This window comes from Streptosporangium sp. NPDC048047 (assembly GCF_040653115.1).
GTDB lineage: Bacteria > Actinomycetota > Actinomycetes > Streptosporangiales > Streptosporangiaceae > Streptosporangium.
In genome coordinates, this window is record NZ_JBEZNH010000083.1 from 13216 (window position 1) to 27358 (window position 14143).

The following is a 14143-nucleotide window of genomic DNA, read 5'->3' on the forward strand; positions in this document are numbered from 1 at the left end:
CTCCGGCGTGCCGCTCCGCCCCTTTCCGGGCCTCCGCCCCTTTCCGGGCCTCCGCCCCGCCGTACGGGCTCAGCCGGGACGGCCCGCCCCGTCGGCGGGGCGCGGCCGGCGCGCGTGGTAGACGAAGGCCGGCGGCAGGTTGCCCCACACGGTCCGGCCCGCCACGAGCTCCTCGAAGGAGGCCGTCAGGAGCCGCCGGAAGCGCCGGGCGGGCGGCAGGTGACGGACGAAGCCGTAGGCGAAGGTGGTGAAGGCCGCGTCAGGCCCCATGGCCGAGCGGACCGCCTCCAGCAGCCGCACCTGGAGGCCGTCGGGGAACGACGCCCACGGCAGGCCGCTCACCACCACGTCGGCGCCGGCCAGCCCGCGCTCTCTCAGCAGGAAGGGCAACTGCGCCGCGTCGGCGGCGACGACGTCGACCTCGGGGTGCCGGTCGGCGAGGAGCCCGGCCATCCGGGGGTTGATCTCCACGGCCAGGTGGTGCCCCCGGCCGCCCAGCCGCCGCTGGATCTCCGCGGTGAACACGCCCGTGCCCGCACCGAGCTCCACCACCACCGGGTCGCCCCGGCGGGGGATCGGCGCGGTCACCGCCTCGGCGAGCCGGCGGGAGCTGGGGGCCACCGCCCCGACGGTCGCCGGGGAGCGCATCCACTGCCTGAGAAAGAGTGCGGCGTCACTGCTCATGCTGTGCACCATAGGCGGTGTGAGGTCCGAAACCGCCCCAACGGCTGGCCGGATCCCGCGGCCACTTGGAGGAGGCGACCGCCCTTCCGGAGGAGGACTTCTCCCTCGTCAAAGCCTATACCGTGCATGTATGCGACTCCGTGACATGCCGTATGAGATCCCGTGACCCGTCTGCGGCCCCGAAGCCCGGCGGCACGGTGACCGGCACGGGACGGCGCGGCTGGGCCGTGGACGTCTGCCTGGCCGTCGCCGCGGTCGCCCTGGACCGGCTCGTCTCCGGCGGCGCCTACCTCGGCGGCACCGTCCCGGCGCTGATCACCTGGGGGTTCGCCCTGCTGGCCGGGGCGCCCATGGGGTTCGTCCGGCGGTTCCCCCTGACGGTCTGCGCCTTCCTGGCGGTCTTCCTCGTCGTGTGCGACCAGCTCGGCGCCTACACCGCCAACACCACGCAGATCCTGCTGACCGTCGCGGCGGGCGTGGCCGCCCACCGCGGCGGCCGGCGCCGCGCCATGGCCGCCGGGATCCTGACGGGGGCCGCCACCGCGGTCAACGTGGCCGACCCCGGGATCGCCCTCACCGCCGCCTCCTGGTACGTCCCGGTGATGGCGGGGGTCGTCCCCGTGGCGGTCGGCCGCTACCTGCGCCACCCCATCGAACCGATGACCGGGGTGGAGCACCGTCCCGGCCTCGACCTGCTGCTCGCGGGCGGCGGGGTGGCCTTCATGGTGCTCGGCACCTGGACCAGGTGGCACGACGGGCCGCTGCCGGTCTGGGGGGCGGGCTGGTTCGTCATCTGCTACGGCCTCACCGCCGGGATGACGCGCAACCTGCCCGGAACGGCCTTCGCCGTACAGGCGTTGCTGGTGCTGGTGGCCGACCGCGTCGCAGGCTTCGCCGCCGGCCCCGCTCAGAGCCTGTTCCTCGTCACACTGGGCGTGTTCGCGATGCGGGCCTCCTGGTCGTGGGCCGGCGTCGCCTACGTGACCGCCTCCGCCGTCATAGCGCTGAACCTCGTGGGGGACGAGTTCTCCCCGGTCACCCCGACCGGAGTGGTCGCGCTGCTGGCGATGGTCGCCGCACCGGTCGTCATCGGCCGCTACGTCGGCATCCGGCGGGCCACGACCGAGCTGCGGCTGGCGATGGCCGAGGAGGCCAGGCTGCTCACCGCCGAACGGGCCCGGGCCGACCTGCTGGCCGAGCGTGAGCGCATCGCCCGCGACGTCCACGACATCGTCGCCCACCACGTCGGGGCCATGGTGCTGCGGGCCGGAGCCGCCGGGTACGCCGCCCCGACGGGCCCGGTGGCCGAGGCGCTGGCCGACATCCGCGCCACCGGCCACCAGGTGCTGGAGGACCTGCGCGGCCTGCTCAACGTGGTGCGCGACCCGGACCTCGTCCACCCGCCTCTGCTCGACCCCGAGGACGTCGTGCGCGAGGCCGTGGAGCGGATGAACGCGGCCGGGCTGCGGGCCGAGCTGCGCCTTGACCCCGAGGTGACGCGGCTGCCCCTGGTGAGCCGGGCCTCGGCGGCCCGGATCGTCCAGGAGGGGCTGACCAACGTCCTCAAGCACGCCGGCCCCGGCACCGCCGTCGCCGTCGAGCTCGCCGTGACCGGCGAGGGGCTCGCGGTGAACGTGGCCAACGACACACCCCCGCGCTCCTCCGCGCGTCCGGGAGCACCGCGGGCCCAGGAGAGCCCGGAGGCCGGGACGCGGGGGCTCCGTGAGGACCTGCCCGGGGCGGGACAGGGCGTCGCGGGGATGCGCGAGCGGGCCAGGGCGCTGGGCGGCCGGCTGTCCGCCGGTCCCGACGACGCGGGAGGATGGCGCCTGGCGGTGACGCTCCCCGCCGACCCCGCCGACCCGGCCGGCGGGACGGGACGGAACGGATGGACGGGCCGGGCGGGCTGGAACAGGGTGTGCCACGAGGACCGGGCGGTCCCGGAGGAGGCAACGTGATCAGGGTGGTCGTCGCCGACGACCAGGCGCTCGTGCGCGCCGGCGTGCGGATGCTGCTGGAGGCGGCCGGTGACATGGAGGTCTGCGGGGAGGCGGTGGACGGCGCGCAGGCCGTACGGCTGGCCGAGGGGCTGCGCCCCGACGTGACGCTGATGGACCTGCGCATGCCCCGGATGGACGGCCTGGAGGCCACCCGGCGCGTCCTCGCGGCCTGGCCCGCGGCCCGGATCGTGATCCTCACCACGTTCGCCGAGGACGAGAACGTCTACGCCGCGCTGCGCGCCGGGGCGATCGGTTTCCTGGTCAAGGACGACGAGCCCGGCCGGATGGTCGACGCGGTGCGCCGGGCGGCCACCGGCGAGCCGCTGCTCGCCCCCTCGGTGCTGCGCCGCGTCGTGGAGCGGGCGCTGGCCGCCGAGGAGCAGGCCGCCGCGCACGTCCCGGCCGGTCTGACCGACCGGGAACTGGAGGTGCTGGCGCTGGTCGGGACGGGCCTGTCCAACGCCGAGATCGCCGACGCGCTGCACGTGGGCGTCACCACGGTCAAGAGCCACGTCTCCACCGCCATGGACAAGCTGGGCGTGCGCAACCGCACCCAGGCCGCGGTGGTCGCGCACCGGATGGGGCTGGTCGACGCCGGTTTCCGGCCGGTCGGGCATCCGCCCCGGGGCGGAGCCGCGCATCCTCCCCGGGGGTGACGACGCCGCGGCCCCCCGCCGCCACGATGTGTCCTGAATCGTTCACCCGAGGAAGGACACTCCCCATGCAGGAGGTCATCACCCGGCCGGCCACGGCGGACGGCCGTCCCGTCCCCGCCGGCCTGCTGTACGGCCTGCGCGTCCTGGTCACCGCCCAGGCGGCCGGCCTGATCGTCGCGGCCTCGTTCGCCGGCCAGGCCGTACGCGGCGGGGAGGAACTGGCCGAGACGCACGTCATGGCCGGGATGGTGGTGCACCTGATCGCGCTGCTGCAGGTCGTCGCCGCCGTGCTGGTCTGGCGGCCCGGCCGGGGCGCCGGCTGGCCCGCCCTCGCCAGCCTGGCCCTGCTGTTGATCGGCCTGGGCCAGCACTTCAGCTGGGAGATGCTCGGCACGCACGTGCCCAGCGGGCTGGCGCTGTTCGGCCTGACCGTGGCCGTGCTGATCTGGGCCTGGTCGTCCCGCGCGGCGGTGCGCCGCTCCTGACCCGCCCCCTGCCGGGGGGCAGGCCGCGAACCGTATCCCCAACGGGGATACGGTTCGCGCATGCCCCGCACAGGTAGGGTCGGCATCAAGTACGGGAGGGGAGACATACCGGTGAATCCGGAAGCATCGGATACCGAGGACCGCGTCTGGACGGTCCCCAACGCGCTCAGTCTGGCCAGGCTCCTGGGGGTGCCGGTCTTTCTGTGGCTGGTGCTGGGGCCCAAGGCCGACGGCTGGGCCGTCGGACTGCTGATGCTGGCCGGCTTCTCCGACTGGCTGGACGGCAAGATCGCCCGGGCGTGGAACCAGACCAGCAGGCTCGGCCGCCTGCTGGACCCGCTGGCCGACCGCCTCTACATCCTGGCGACCCTGCTCGGCCTGGCCATGCGCGGCATCATCCCCTGGTGGCTGGCGCTGGCGATCCCGCTGCGCGACGTCATGATGCTGGGCATCCCGCCCATCCTGCGCCGCCTCGGGTACGGCCCGGCGCTGCCGGTGCACTTCCTCGGCAAGGCCGCCACCGCCAACCTGCTCTACGCCTTCCCCCTGCTGTTCCTGGCCCACCACGACACCTGGTACGCCGATCCGGCCCGGATCGTCGGCTGGTCGCTGGCCATCTGGGGCACGGGCCTGTACTGGTGGTCCGGAGTGCTGTATTGGGTACAGGTGCGGCAGCTCGTCAAAGGAGCCAAACGCCTTAAGAGGTGATTCGTGAAGGCCGTCGTGATGGCGGGCGGGGAGGGGACACGGCTCCGGCCGATGACCGCCAACCAGCCCAAGCCCCTGCTCCCTGTGATCAACCGGCCGATCATGGAACACGTGCTGCGGCTGCTGCGGCGGCACGGGTTCACCGAGACCGTCGTCACCGTGCAGTTCCTGGCCGTCCTGGTGCGCAACTACTTCGGCGACGGCGACGAGCTCGGCATGAGCCTGCACTACGCCACCGAGGAGATGCCCCTCGGGACCGCCGGCAGCGTCAAGAACGCCGCCGACAAGCTCCGCGACGAGCCGTTCCTCGTGATCTCCGGCGACGCCCTCACCGACATCGACCTGACCGACATGGTGCGCTTCCACCGCGAGAACGGCGCGATGGTCACCATCGGCCTCAAACGGGTGCCCAACCCCCTGGAGTTCGGCATCGTCATCGTCGACGAGCACGGCCGGGTCGAGCGCTTCCTGGAGAAGCCCACCTGGGGCCAGGTCTTCTCCGACACCGTCAACACCGGCGTCTACGTGATGGAGCCGGAGATCCTCGACGAGATCGCCTCCGGCGTGCCGGTCGACTGGTCGGCGGACGTCTTCCCGCGGCTGCTGGCCCGCGGCGCCCCGCTGTACGGCTACGTCGCCGACGGCTACTGGGAGGACGTCGGCACCCACGAGAGCTACCTCAAGGCCCAGGCCGACGCCCTGTCGGGCCGGGTGAAGCTCGACATCGACGCCTTCGAGGTCTCGCCCGGCGTCTGGGTGGCCGAGGGGGCGTCCGTGGACCCCGACGCCGTGCTCAAGGGCCCCCTGTTCGTCGGCGACTACGCCAAGGTCGAGGCCGGGGCCGAGCTGCGCGAGTACACCGTGCTGGGCAGCAACGCGGTGGTCCGCGAGGGCGCCTTCCTGCACCGGGCGGTGGTCTGCGACAACGTCTACGTCGGGCCCGGCGTCCACATGCGCGGCTGCGTCGTCGGCAAGAACACCGACCTGATGACCGGCGTCCGGATCGAGGAGGGCGCCGTCGTCGGCGACGAGTGCATCATCGAGGCCGGCTCCTACGTCTCCTCCGGCGTCAAGGTCTACCCCTTCAAGACCATCGAGGCCGGCGCGGTGGTCAACACCAGCGTCATCTGGGAGCCGCGCGGCCAGCGCAACCTCTTCGGCCCGCGCGGGGTCTCCGGGCTGGTCAACGTCGAGATCACCCCCGAGCTGTGCGTACGGCTGGCCAGCGCCTACGCCACCACGCTCAGCAAGGGCGCCTCCGTCGTCACCTCCCGCGACTCCTCCCGCGCGGCGAGGGCGCTGAAGCGGGCGGTGATCAGCGCGCTGAACGCCAGCGCCATCAACGTGCTGGACCTGGAGGCCACCCCGCTGCCGGTGTCGCGCTTCCACACCGCCCGGGAGAACGCGGTCGGCGGCATCGCGCTGCGCACCACCCCCGGCGACCCGCAGAGCGTGGACATCGTCTTCATGGACGAGCACGGCGCCGACCTGTCGCAGGCGGCCCAGCGCAAGCTCGACCGGGTCTTCGCCCGCCAGGAGTTCCGGCGGGCCTTCCCCGGCGAGATCGCCGAGCTGCGCTTCCCGCCCCGGGCGGTCGAGGACTACACCCACGAGCTGCTGCGGCACGTGGACATGCGGGGGGTCCGCGACGCCGACATGAAGATCGTCGTGGACTGCGCGGGCGGCACCTCCGCCCTGGTGCTGCCGAGCCTCCTCGGCCGGGTCGGGGTGGAGGTGCTGACCGTCAACAACCGGCTGGACGAGGCCTCGCCCACCGAGACCCTCGCCGAGCGCCGCCGCGACCTGCAGCGGCTGTCGGAGCTCGTCAGCTCGTCCCGGGCGGCCTTCGGGGTGCGGTTCGACCCGGTGGGGGAGCGGATCGCCCTGGTGGACGAGCTGGGCCACCTGATCAGCGAGGAGCGCGCCCTGCTGGTGGTTCTGGACCTGGTGGCCGCCGAGAGGTGCGCCGGCCGGGTGGCGCTGCCGGTCACCACCACCCGGGTGGCCGAGCAGGTCTGCCGTTTCCACGGCGTGCAGGTCGAGTGGACCGCCACCGCGGTCGACGCGCTCACCGGCGCCGTCCGGAAGCAGGAGATGATCTTCGCGGCGGACGGGCGGGGCGGCTTCGTCGTGCCTGAGTTCGGGCCCACCGTGGACGGCCTGGCCGCGTTCCTGCGCCTGCTCGGACTGGTCGCCAGGACCCGCCTGTCGCTCAGCCAGATCGACGCCAGGATCCCGGAGGCCAAGCTGCTGCGCCGTACGGTGCCGACGCCGTGGGCCGCCAAGGGGGTGGTGATGCGCTCGGTCATCGAGGCCGCCCAGCACCACCGCATCGACACCACCGACGGGGTGCGGGTCGTCACCGACGACGGGGCCTGGGCACTGGTGCTGCCCGACCCAGCCGAGGCCGTGACCCACCTGTGGGCCGAGGGCCACGACGTCGACACGGCCCAGGGCCTGCTCGAACACTGGGCAAGAGTCGTAGAGGACGCCACCGGCCTCTGACCGCGAGGGCGCCGGTGGTCTGGACCCGCTCGGGGGCGCCGGTGTCTGGACCCGCGAGGGGGCGCCGGTGTCTGGACTGAGGAACGGAGGAGCGGAGCGACGGAGTGACGAGGGAAGACACCGGGTCAAGAGCCCCGAGCCGCGACGCGCAGCGTCGCCATAAGAACAGCGTCGCCATCAACACAGCCGCGACACGCAGTGTCGCCATATTATGGACCGGGAGTACCACCCGGCGGTAACTTTGTCCCGACCGAACCCGCGGTCGAGCGTCGGCCTTGATCTTTGCGTCTCATTGGTGTATGTTGCGGCATTCGCAGTCAGAGAAAATACTTGAGAAGCGAAGAAGCGAGGCGCGCATCCCTGAGCACCGTTGCCGCGTCTTCGCGGTAGGAGGCCGAGCCGATCGATGCCGAGCGTCTACTGCACGCAGTGCGGGCACCCCAACCCTGAGGACGCCCGTTTCTGCTCCCAATGCGGTTCGCCGCTGACCAAGTACGAGTCACCCGGAGACAGCACGTCCACCATCTCCCTCTCCGGGATCGAGGCGTATGAGGCGGAGACCGGAGAGACGCTTCTCGCCGAGCGGCAGGCCGTCGAGCAGTTGCCCCCGGGCACGGCTCTGCTGGTCGCCATGCGCGGTCCCAACGCCGGCAGCCGCTTCCTGCTGGACAGCGACCTGACCACCGTGGGGCGTCACCCCGAGAGCGACATCTTCCTGGACGACATCACCGTCTCGCGCCGTCACGTGGAGTTCTACCGGCGCGGCGGCGGCATGTTCACCGTCCGTGACGTCGGCAGCCTGAACGGCACCTACGTCAACCGTGAGCGGATCGAGGAGGTGCCGCTCTACGGCGGGGACGAGGTACAGATCGGCAAGTTCCGGCTGGTCTTCCTCACCCGCGGCGCCTCTGGAGGATGATGAGCTCGCAGGCCGCTCGTGCGCACATGAGCATCGGGGAGGTGCTCGCCCTGCTGCAGGGCGAGTTCCCCGACGTCAGCATCTCCAAGATTCGCTTCCTGGAGGGCGAGGGGCTGATCGAGCCGGAGCGCAGCCCCTCCGGCTACCGCAAGTTCACCTACGCCGACGTCGAGCGGCTCCGCTACATCCTCAGCGAGCAGCGTGACCGCTACCTCCCGCTGCGCGTGATCAAGGACCGGCTGGAGGCGGCCGACCGCGAGGAGCGGCCGGTCGCCCCGCCCCGGGCCCTGCCCGACGAGCCGGTCAGGGAGGTCCGCCTCACCCGCGCGGAGCTGCTGACCGCCGCCTCGCTCTCCGAGGAGGCCCTGACCGAGCTGGAGGACTTCGGCCTGGTGGAGGCCGTGGCCCGCCGCTACGACGCCGATGCCCTGGCGGTGGCCCGCAGCGTCGGCGCCCTGGCCGCCTTCGGCCTGCACGCCCGCCACCTGCGGGCGGTCAAGGCCGCCGCCGAGCGCGAGGCCGGCCTGGTGGAGCAGGCCATCGCCCCCCTGCTGCGCCGCCGCGGCCCCGGGGCGATCGCCGAGGCCGATGAGACGGCCCGGGAGATATCCGGGCTCCTGCTGGAATTACACGCCTCGTTGCTGCGTTCCGGCGTTCGAGGGGCCCTGGGCCGGTGAGCCCTGGCCGGACGGCCGAAGTCCCCCGGATGTTACGTTGAACGAACCGGTCGAAATCCAGCGAAGATGGAGCAGCCCGTGTTGCAGATGGAGGTCGTGGGCGTTCGGGTTGAGATGCCTTCCAACCAGCCCATTGTTCTGCTCAAGGAGGCACATGGGGAGCGCTATCTGCCGATCTGGATCGGCATGACCGAGGCCACGGCGATCGCCATGGCCCAGGCCGACGAGCCGCCACCGCGGCCGCTCACCCATGACCTCTTCCGCGACGTGCTCGACGCCTTGGACGTCCAGTTGACCACCGTCAACATCGTCGCCCTCCGGGACGGCATCTTCTTCGCCGATCTCGTGTTCTCCAACGGGACGGAGGTCAGCGCCCGCCCGTCGGACTCGATCGCCCTCGCGTTGCGCACCGGCGCCCGCATCTTCGCCAGCGAGGACGTGGTCGCCGAGGCCGGGGTGATCATCCCCGACGACCAGGAGGACGAGGTGGAGAAGTTCAGGGAGTTCCTTGACACAATCACGCCCGAGGACTTCGGCCGCGCGGGGTAGGTATTTCGGTGCATTTACGCTTCACGACGCGCCGGGTGGGGTCGTTGACTGGGCTTGGCCCCGAGCCTACGGTGCAAGTGAACCCCGGGGCCGCGCGTAAACCCCCAGATCAGGCCGCGGGATGAGAGAAAGCCGGAGGTCCGCGTGGCGGTCAGCAGCGGCGAGGGTAGAAACGCCGATCAGGATGACCCGAAACGGCGCGGGGAGGCCTGTCAGCGCGCGGGCGAAGAGGGTCTGCTGTTCGACGGGGCACCGGTGAGCCCGCCCGCCGACGTCGGTTACCGCGGCCCCACCGCCTGCGCCGCCGCCGACATCACCTACCGCCAGCTCGACTACTGGGCCCGCACCGGGCTCGTCGAGCCCACGGTCAGGGCCGCCCAGGGCTCAGGTTCCCAGCGACTGTACGGCTTCCGCGACATCCTCGTCCTCAAAGTCGTCAAACGCCTCCTCGACACCGGCGTCTCCCTCCAGCAGATCCGCATCGCCGTACAGCACCTCCGTGACCGCGGGGTCAGCGACCTCGCCCAGATCACCCTGATGAGCGACGGCGTGAGCGTCTACGAGTGCACCTCGCCCGACGAGGTCATCGACCTCCTCCAGGGCGGCCAGGGCGTCTTCGGCATCGCGCTGGGCCGCGTCTGGCAGGAGGTGGAGGGCTCCCTGGCCGATCTGCCCGGCGAGCGGGCGGAGGCGTCCCAGAGCCCTTTAGGAGATCATCAGGCGGATGAGCTGGCCCGCCGTCGCAGAGCCCGGCGAACCGGGTAAAGTTGGTCTGGCCGCAGACACCGTGCGGGAGAGACCCCGGCTCGACCGGGGCGCCGAAGGAGCAAACCTCCCCGGAATCTCTCAGGCACCCTGTACCGCACGGACGAGGCGACTCTGGAAAGCAGGTGCGCCCGCCAGGCGTGTCTCACCGACGGTGAAAGCCCTCCCCGGCGGGGAAGGTGAAGCTCTCAGGTGGAGATGACAGAGGGGGAGACCCGGCATACGCCCGCGCTCAGCGCCGGTCTCCACCAGCCTCGGGAGGCTTTCCATGACCGACCTGTCACCGCTCGGTGAGCTCAGCTCCCCGCCTTTCTCCACCCGTCACATCGGCCCGGCCGACGCAGACCAGGCCCGCATGCTGGAGACGGTCGGCTTCGCCTCCGCCGCCGACCTCCTCGCGGTGGCCGTGCCGGAGGCGATCCGTATCGCCGACCGGCTCGACCTCCCCCCGGCGGCGAGCGAGCCGGAGGCCATCGCCGAGCTGCGCTCCCTCGCCTCCCGCAACACCGTGCTCACCTCGATGATCGGCCTGGGTTACCACGACACGATCACCCCGGCCGTCATCCGCCGCAACCTCCTGGAGAACCCGGGCTGGTACACCGCCTACACGCCCTACCAGCCGGAGATCTCCCAGGGCCGCCTGGAGGCCCTGCTCAACTTCCAGACGGTCGTGGCCGACCTGACCGCCCTCGACGTCGCCGGGGCCTCCCTGCTCGACGAGGCCACCGCCGTCGCCGAGGCGATGACCCTGGCCCGCCGCGCCGGCAAGGCCGCCTCCAACGTGTTCGTCGTCGACGCCGACGCCCTGCCGCAGACCAAGGCCGTGCTCGCCACTCGCGCCGAGCCGCTCGGCATCGAGCTGGTCGAGAGCGACTTCACCGCCGAGCTGCCCGACTGCTTCGGCGTGCTCGTGCAGTACCCGGGCGCGAGCGGCCGGATCAGGGACTTCCGTTCCGTCGCCGACGCCGCCCACGCCCGCGGCGCCCAGGTCGTCGCCGCCGCCGACCTGCTGGCCCTCACCGTGCTGACCGCCCCCGGTGAGATGGGCGCCGACATCGCGGTCGGCTCCACCCAGCGGTTCGGCGTGCCGATGGGCTTCGGCGGCCCGCACGCCGCCTACATGGCGGTCCGCGACGGCCTGCAGCGGCAGATGCCCGGCCGCCTGGTGGGCGTCTCCCAGGACGCCGACGGCCGCCCCGCCTACCGCCTCGCGCTCCAGACCCGCGAGCAGCACATCCGCCGCGAGAAGGCCACCAGCAACATCTGCACCGCGCAGGTGCTGCTCGCGGTGATCGCCGGGATGTACGCCGTCTACCACGGCCCCGAGGGGCTGCGCAGGATCGGCCGCCGCGTCCACCGCCACGCCGTCGTCCTCGCCGAGGGCCTGCGCCAGGGCGGCGTCGAGGTCGTCCACGACGCCTTCTTCGACACCGTGCTGGCCCGCGTCCCGGGCCGGGCCGCCGAGGTCGTCGCCGCGGCCCGCGACAACGGCGTCAACCTGCGGCTCGCCGACGACGACCACGTCGGCGTCTCCTGTGACGAGAGGACCGAGCCGCCGCACATCGAGCGGGTGCTGGCCGCCTTCGGCGCCGGCGGCGCGGTCCTGGCCGACCTGGACGCCTCCGCCCACGACGCGCTGCCCGCCACCCTGACCCGGACGAGCGACTTCCTGACCCACCCGGTCTTCCACAGCCACCGCTCCGAGACCGCCATGCTCCGCTACCTGCGCAGGCTGCAGGACAGGGACATCGCGCTCGACCGGTCGATGATCCCGCTGGGCTCGTGCACCATGAAGCTCAACGCGACCACCGAGATGGAGCCGATCACCTGGCCCGAGTTCGCCGGCCTGCACCCCTACGCCCCCGCCGAGCAGGGCGCCGGCTACACCGAGCTGATCGGGGAGCTGGAGGGCTGGCTCGCCGAGGTCACCGGCTACGACGCCGTGTCGATCCAGCCCAACGCCGGTTCCCAGGGCGAGTTCGCCGGCCTGCTCGCCATCCGCGCCTACCACCGGGCGCGCGGCGAGTCCGGCCGCGACGTCTGCCTCATCCCCTCCTCCGCGCACGGGACCAACGCCGCCAGCGCCGTCATGGCCGGCATGCGGGTCGTCGTGGTGGCCTGCGACGACGACGGCAACGTCGACCTCGGCGACCTCGCCGCCAAGATCGAGAAGAATCGCGACCGGCTCGCCGCGATCATGGTGACCTACCCGTCCACGCACGGCGTCTACGAGGAGGGCATCACCCGGATCTGCGAGCTGGTGCACGAGGCCGGCGGCCAGGTCTACGTCGACGGCGCCAACCTCAACGCGCTGGTCGGCCTGGCCAAGCCGGGCGAGTTCGGGGCGGACGTCTCCCACCTGAACCTGCACAAGACCTTCTGCATCCCGCACGGCGGCGGCGGTCCCGGCGTCGGGCCCGTCGCGGTCCGCGCCCACCTCGCCGAGTACCTCCCCGGGCACCCGCTGCGCGACGGCTCGCCGGTCGGCCCGGTCTCGGCCGCGCCGTACGGCTCGGCGGGCATCCTGCCGATCTCCTGGGCCTACATCCGGATGATGGGCGCCGAGGGGCTCCGGGCGGCCACCGAGCAGGCCATCCTGTCGGCCAACTACCTCGCCCGCCGCCTGGCACCGCACTACCCGGTCCTCTACACCGGCCGCGAGGGTCTGGTCGCCCACGAGTGCATCGTGGACCTGCGCCAGATCACCAAGGAGACCGGTGTGACCGTGGACGACGTGGCCAAGCGCCTCATCGACTACGGCTTCCACGCGCCGACGATGTCCTTCCCGGTGGCCGGCACGCTGATGATCGAGCCCACCGAGAGCGAGGACCTGGCCGAGCTCGACCGGTTCTGCGACGCCATGATCGCGATCCGCGGCGAGATCGCCAAGGTCGCCTCCGGCGAGTACGACAAGAAGGACAACCCGCTGCGCAACGCCCCGCACACCGCCGACTGCCTGGTCACCGACGACTGGGACCACCCCTACGGCAGGGTTGAGGCGGCCTACCCGGTGTCGTCGCTGCGCGAGGACAAGTACTGGTCGCCGGTCCGCCGTGTCGACCAGGCCTACGGCGACCGCAACCTGGTGTGCTCCTGCCCGCCGCTGTCGGCCTACGAGGACTGACCTGCTCATTGCGACACTGCGTGTCGCGGCTCGGGGGCTCTTGAGCCGGTGTTTTCCCTCGTCGCTCCGCCGCTTCGCGGCTGCGTTCCTCAGTCCAGACACCGGCGCCCCCGAGCATGCTCATGGCGATGCGAAGCATCGCAATGAACACCGCGGGACGCCCCGAGTCGTTAGGCTCGGGGCGTTTCCTTCACCCGGAGAGGACCCCGCATGCCAGAGGTGGACACGCGTCCCTTGGAAACGGCGCGCAGACTGGCCGAGGACGGCGATCTGGACGCCGCTGCGGCGATCTTCGCGGATCTCGCCGCCGACCCCGCCGGGCCCGACCGCGCCCAGGCGGCGGTGGGACTCGCGGTGGTGCTGGAGGAACGCGGCGACGTGGCCGGTGCCCGATCGGCCGCGCGCACCGCGCTGGCGACCGGGCATCCGGAGTTCGCCGCCCAGGCCGCCTGCCTGCTCGCCCGCAGCTTCGAGCGCGAGGAGCTGCCGGACCAGGCACGGGCCGCCTGGCAGGCCGCCCTGGGCATCGGCAACCCGGCCTACGTGCCGTTGGCGCACATGGCCCTGGCCCGGCTGGCCACGGGGGAGGAGGAGGCCGAGGAGGCGCTGCGTGCCGCCCTGGCCACCGGGGACCCGGAGATCGCCTCCCGGGCGGCCCAGCGGCTGGCGGAGTTCTTCCTCCAGGAGGGTGAGGCGGGGCAGGCCGCCGACGCGGTCCTCACCGCGCTGGCCGTACCCGACGTCGCAGACGCCGCTCGGCTGCGGGTGCTGCTCGGCATGGCGCACCTCGACCTGGCGTGCGCGGAGTTCGCCGCCGCCGTCGAGGAGGAGGGCGACGTGGAGACCGGCGCACTGGCCATCGAGTTGCTGGCCCGCACGCTCCCGCTCCGCGGCCGCGACGAGGACGCCGAGCGGGTGTGGTGCTACGGCCTGGACGGCGACGCCGACCTCGCCGACGAGGTCCGCCTCCGTCACGACCGCGATATCTGAGCTGTTCTCATTGCGACACTGCGTGCCGCGGCTCGGGGGCTGGTGACCGGTGTCTTCCCTCGTCACTCCGTCGCTTCGCTC

The 14143-nt window shown here is 72.4% G+C and carries 12 protein-coding genes and 1 riboswitch; of the genes, 11 read left to right on the forward strand and 1 reads right to left on the reverse strand.

Annotated elements, in window-relative coordinates; translation table 11 throughout:
• Positions 1-69 precede the first annotated feature (69 nt).
• A complete protein-coding gene (locus tag AB0D67_RS36830) occupies positions 70-684 on the reverse strand; it encodes a methyltransferase domain-containing protein (RefSeq protein WP_362946377.1) in 615 nt (204 codons plus the stop codon).
• A 152-nt stretch (positions 685-836) separates the two neighbouring features.
• Here AB0D67_RS36830 and AB0D67_RS36835 point away from each other — a divergent pair, with 152 nt between their 5' ends.
• The 11 genes from AB0D67_RS36835 (at position 837) to AB0D67_RS36885 (ending at position 14062) form a co-directional block, all read left to right on the forward strand.
• Positions 837-2642: a histidine kinase gene (locus AB0D67_RS36835; protein ID WP_362946380.1), complete on the forward strand. Its 1806-nt coding sequence runs from the start codon at positions 837-839 to the stop codon at positions 2640-2642.
• On the forward strand, positions 2639-3340 hold the full coding sequence (locus tag AB0D67_RS36840; protein ID WP_362946383.1) for a response regulator transcription factor: 702 nt from the start codon (positions 2639-2641) through the stop codon (positions 3338-3340). Before AB0D67_RS36835 ends, AB0D67_RS36840 begins: the two co-directional genes overlap by 4 nt.
• A 65-nt stretch (positions 3341-3405) precedes the next feature.
• The gene (locus AB0D67_RS36845) at positions 3406-3825 is read left to right on the forward strand and encodes a hypothetical protein (RefSeq protein ID WP_362946385.1); all 420 of its coding nucleotides are present in this window, start codon (positions 3406-3408) and stop codon (positions 3823-3825) included.
• Between the two features lie 111 nt (positions 3826-3936).
• Positions 3937-4533 (forward strand): CDP-alcohol phosphatidyltransferase family protein, encoded by a 597-nt coding sequence (locus tag AB0D67_RS36850; protein ID WP_362946388.1) that lies wholly within the window; start codon positions 3937-3939, stop codon positions 4531-4533.
• Between the two features lie 3 nt (positions 4534-4536).
• Complete coding sequence (locus AB0D67_RS36855) at positions 4537-7038, forward strand: mannose-1-phosphate guanyltransferase (protein WP_362946391.1); 2502 nt, start codon at positions 4537-4539, stop codon at positions 7036-7038.
• Positions 7039-7444: 406 nt separating this feature from the next.
• Positions 7445-7957 (forward strand): FHA domain-containing protein, encoded by a 513-nt coding sequence (locus AB0D67_RS36860; protein ID WP_362946393.1) that lies wholly within the window; start codon positions 7445-7447, stop codon positions 7955-7957.
• Positions 7958-7983: 26 nt separating this feature from the next.
• Entirely contained in the window at positions 7984-8634 is a 651-nt protein-coding gene (locus tag AB0D67_RS36865) for a MerR family transcriptional regulator (protein ID WP_362946396.1), read from the forward strand.
• A gap of 78 nt (positions 8635-8712) precedes the next feature.
• On the forward strand, positions 8713-9183 hold the full coding sequence (locus AB0D67_RS36870; RefSeq protein WP_362946398.1) for a bifunctional nuclease family protein: 471 nt from the start codon (positions 8713-8715) through the stop codon (positions 9181-9183).
• A 234-nt stretch (positions 9184-9417) separates the two neighbouring features.
• Positions 9418-9948 carry a MerR family transcriptional regulator gene (locus tag AB0D67_RS36875; RefSeq protein WP_362946405.1) on the forward strand — a complete coding sequence of 177 codons (531 nt, stop codon included), beginning with the start codon at positions 9418-9420 and terminating at the stop codon, positions 9946-9948.
• 15 nt (positions 9949-9963) lie between these two features.
• Positions 9964-10056: riboswitch (glycine riboswitch) on the forward strand.
• A 160-nt stretch (positions 10057-10216) separates the two neighbouring features.
• Positions 10217-13072, forward strand: coding sequence for an aminomethyl-transferring glycine dehydrogenase (gcvP, locus tag AB0D67_RS36880; protein ID WP_362946400.1), 2856 nt, complete (start codon positions 10217-10219; stop codon positions 13070-13072).
• 210 nt (positions 13073-13282) lie between these two features.
• Positions 13283-14062, forward strand: coding sequence for a hypothetical protein (locus AB0D67_RS36885; RefSeq protein WP_362946402.1), 780 nt, complete (start codon positions 13283-13285; stop codon positions 14060-14062).
• The last annotated feature ends 81 nt before the right edge of the window (positions 14063-14143 follow it).

Coding starts and splice junctions, on each gene's coding strand:
- AB0D67_RS36845 (WP_362946385.1), top strand. CDS start 3,406: ATGCAGGAGGTCATCACCCGGCCGGCCACGGCGGACGGCCGTCCCGTC.
- AB0D67_RS36830 (WP_362946377.1), bottom strand. CDS start 684: ATGAGCAGTGACGCCGCACTCTTTCTCAGGCAGTGGATGCGCTCCCCG.
- AB0D67_RS36860 (WP_362946393.1), top strand. CDS start 7,445: ATGCCGAGCGTCTACTGCACGCAGTGCGGGCACCCCAACCCTGAGGAC.
- AB0D67_RS36865 (WP_362946396.1), top strand. CDS start 7,984: ATGAGCATCGGGGAGGTGCTCGCCCTGCTGCAGGGCGAGTTCCCCGAC.
- AB0D67_RS36835 (WP_362946380.1), top strand. CDS start 837: ATGAGATCCCGTGACCCGTCTGCGGCCCCGAAGCCCGGCGGCACGGTG.
- gcvP (WP_362946400.1), top strand. CDS start 10,217: ATGACCGACCTGTCACCGCTCGGTGAGCTCAGCTCCCCGCCTTTCTCC.
- AB0D67_RS36885 (WP_362946402.1), top strand. CDS start 13,283: ATGCCAGAGGTGGACACGCGTCCCTTGGAAACGGCGCGCAGACTGGCC.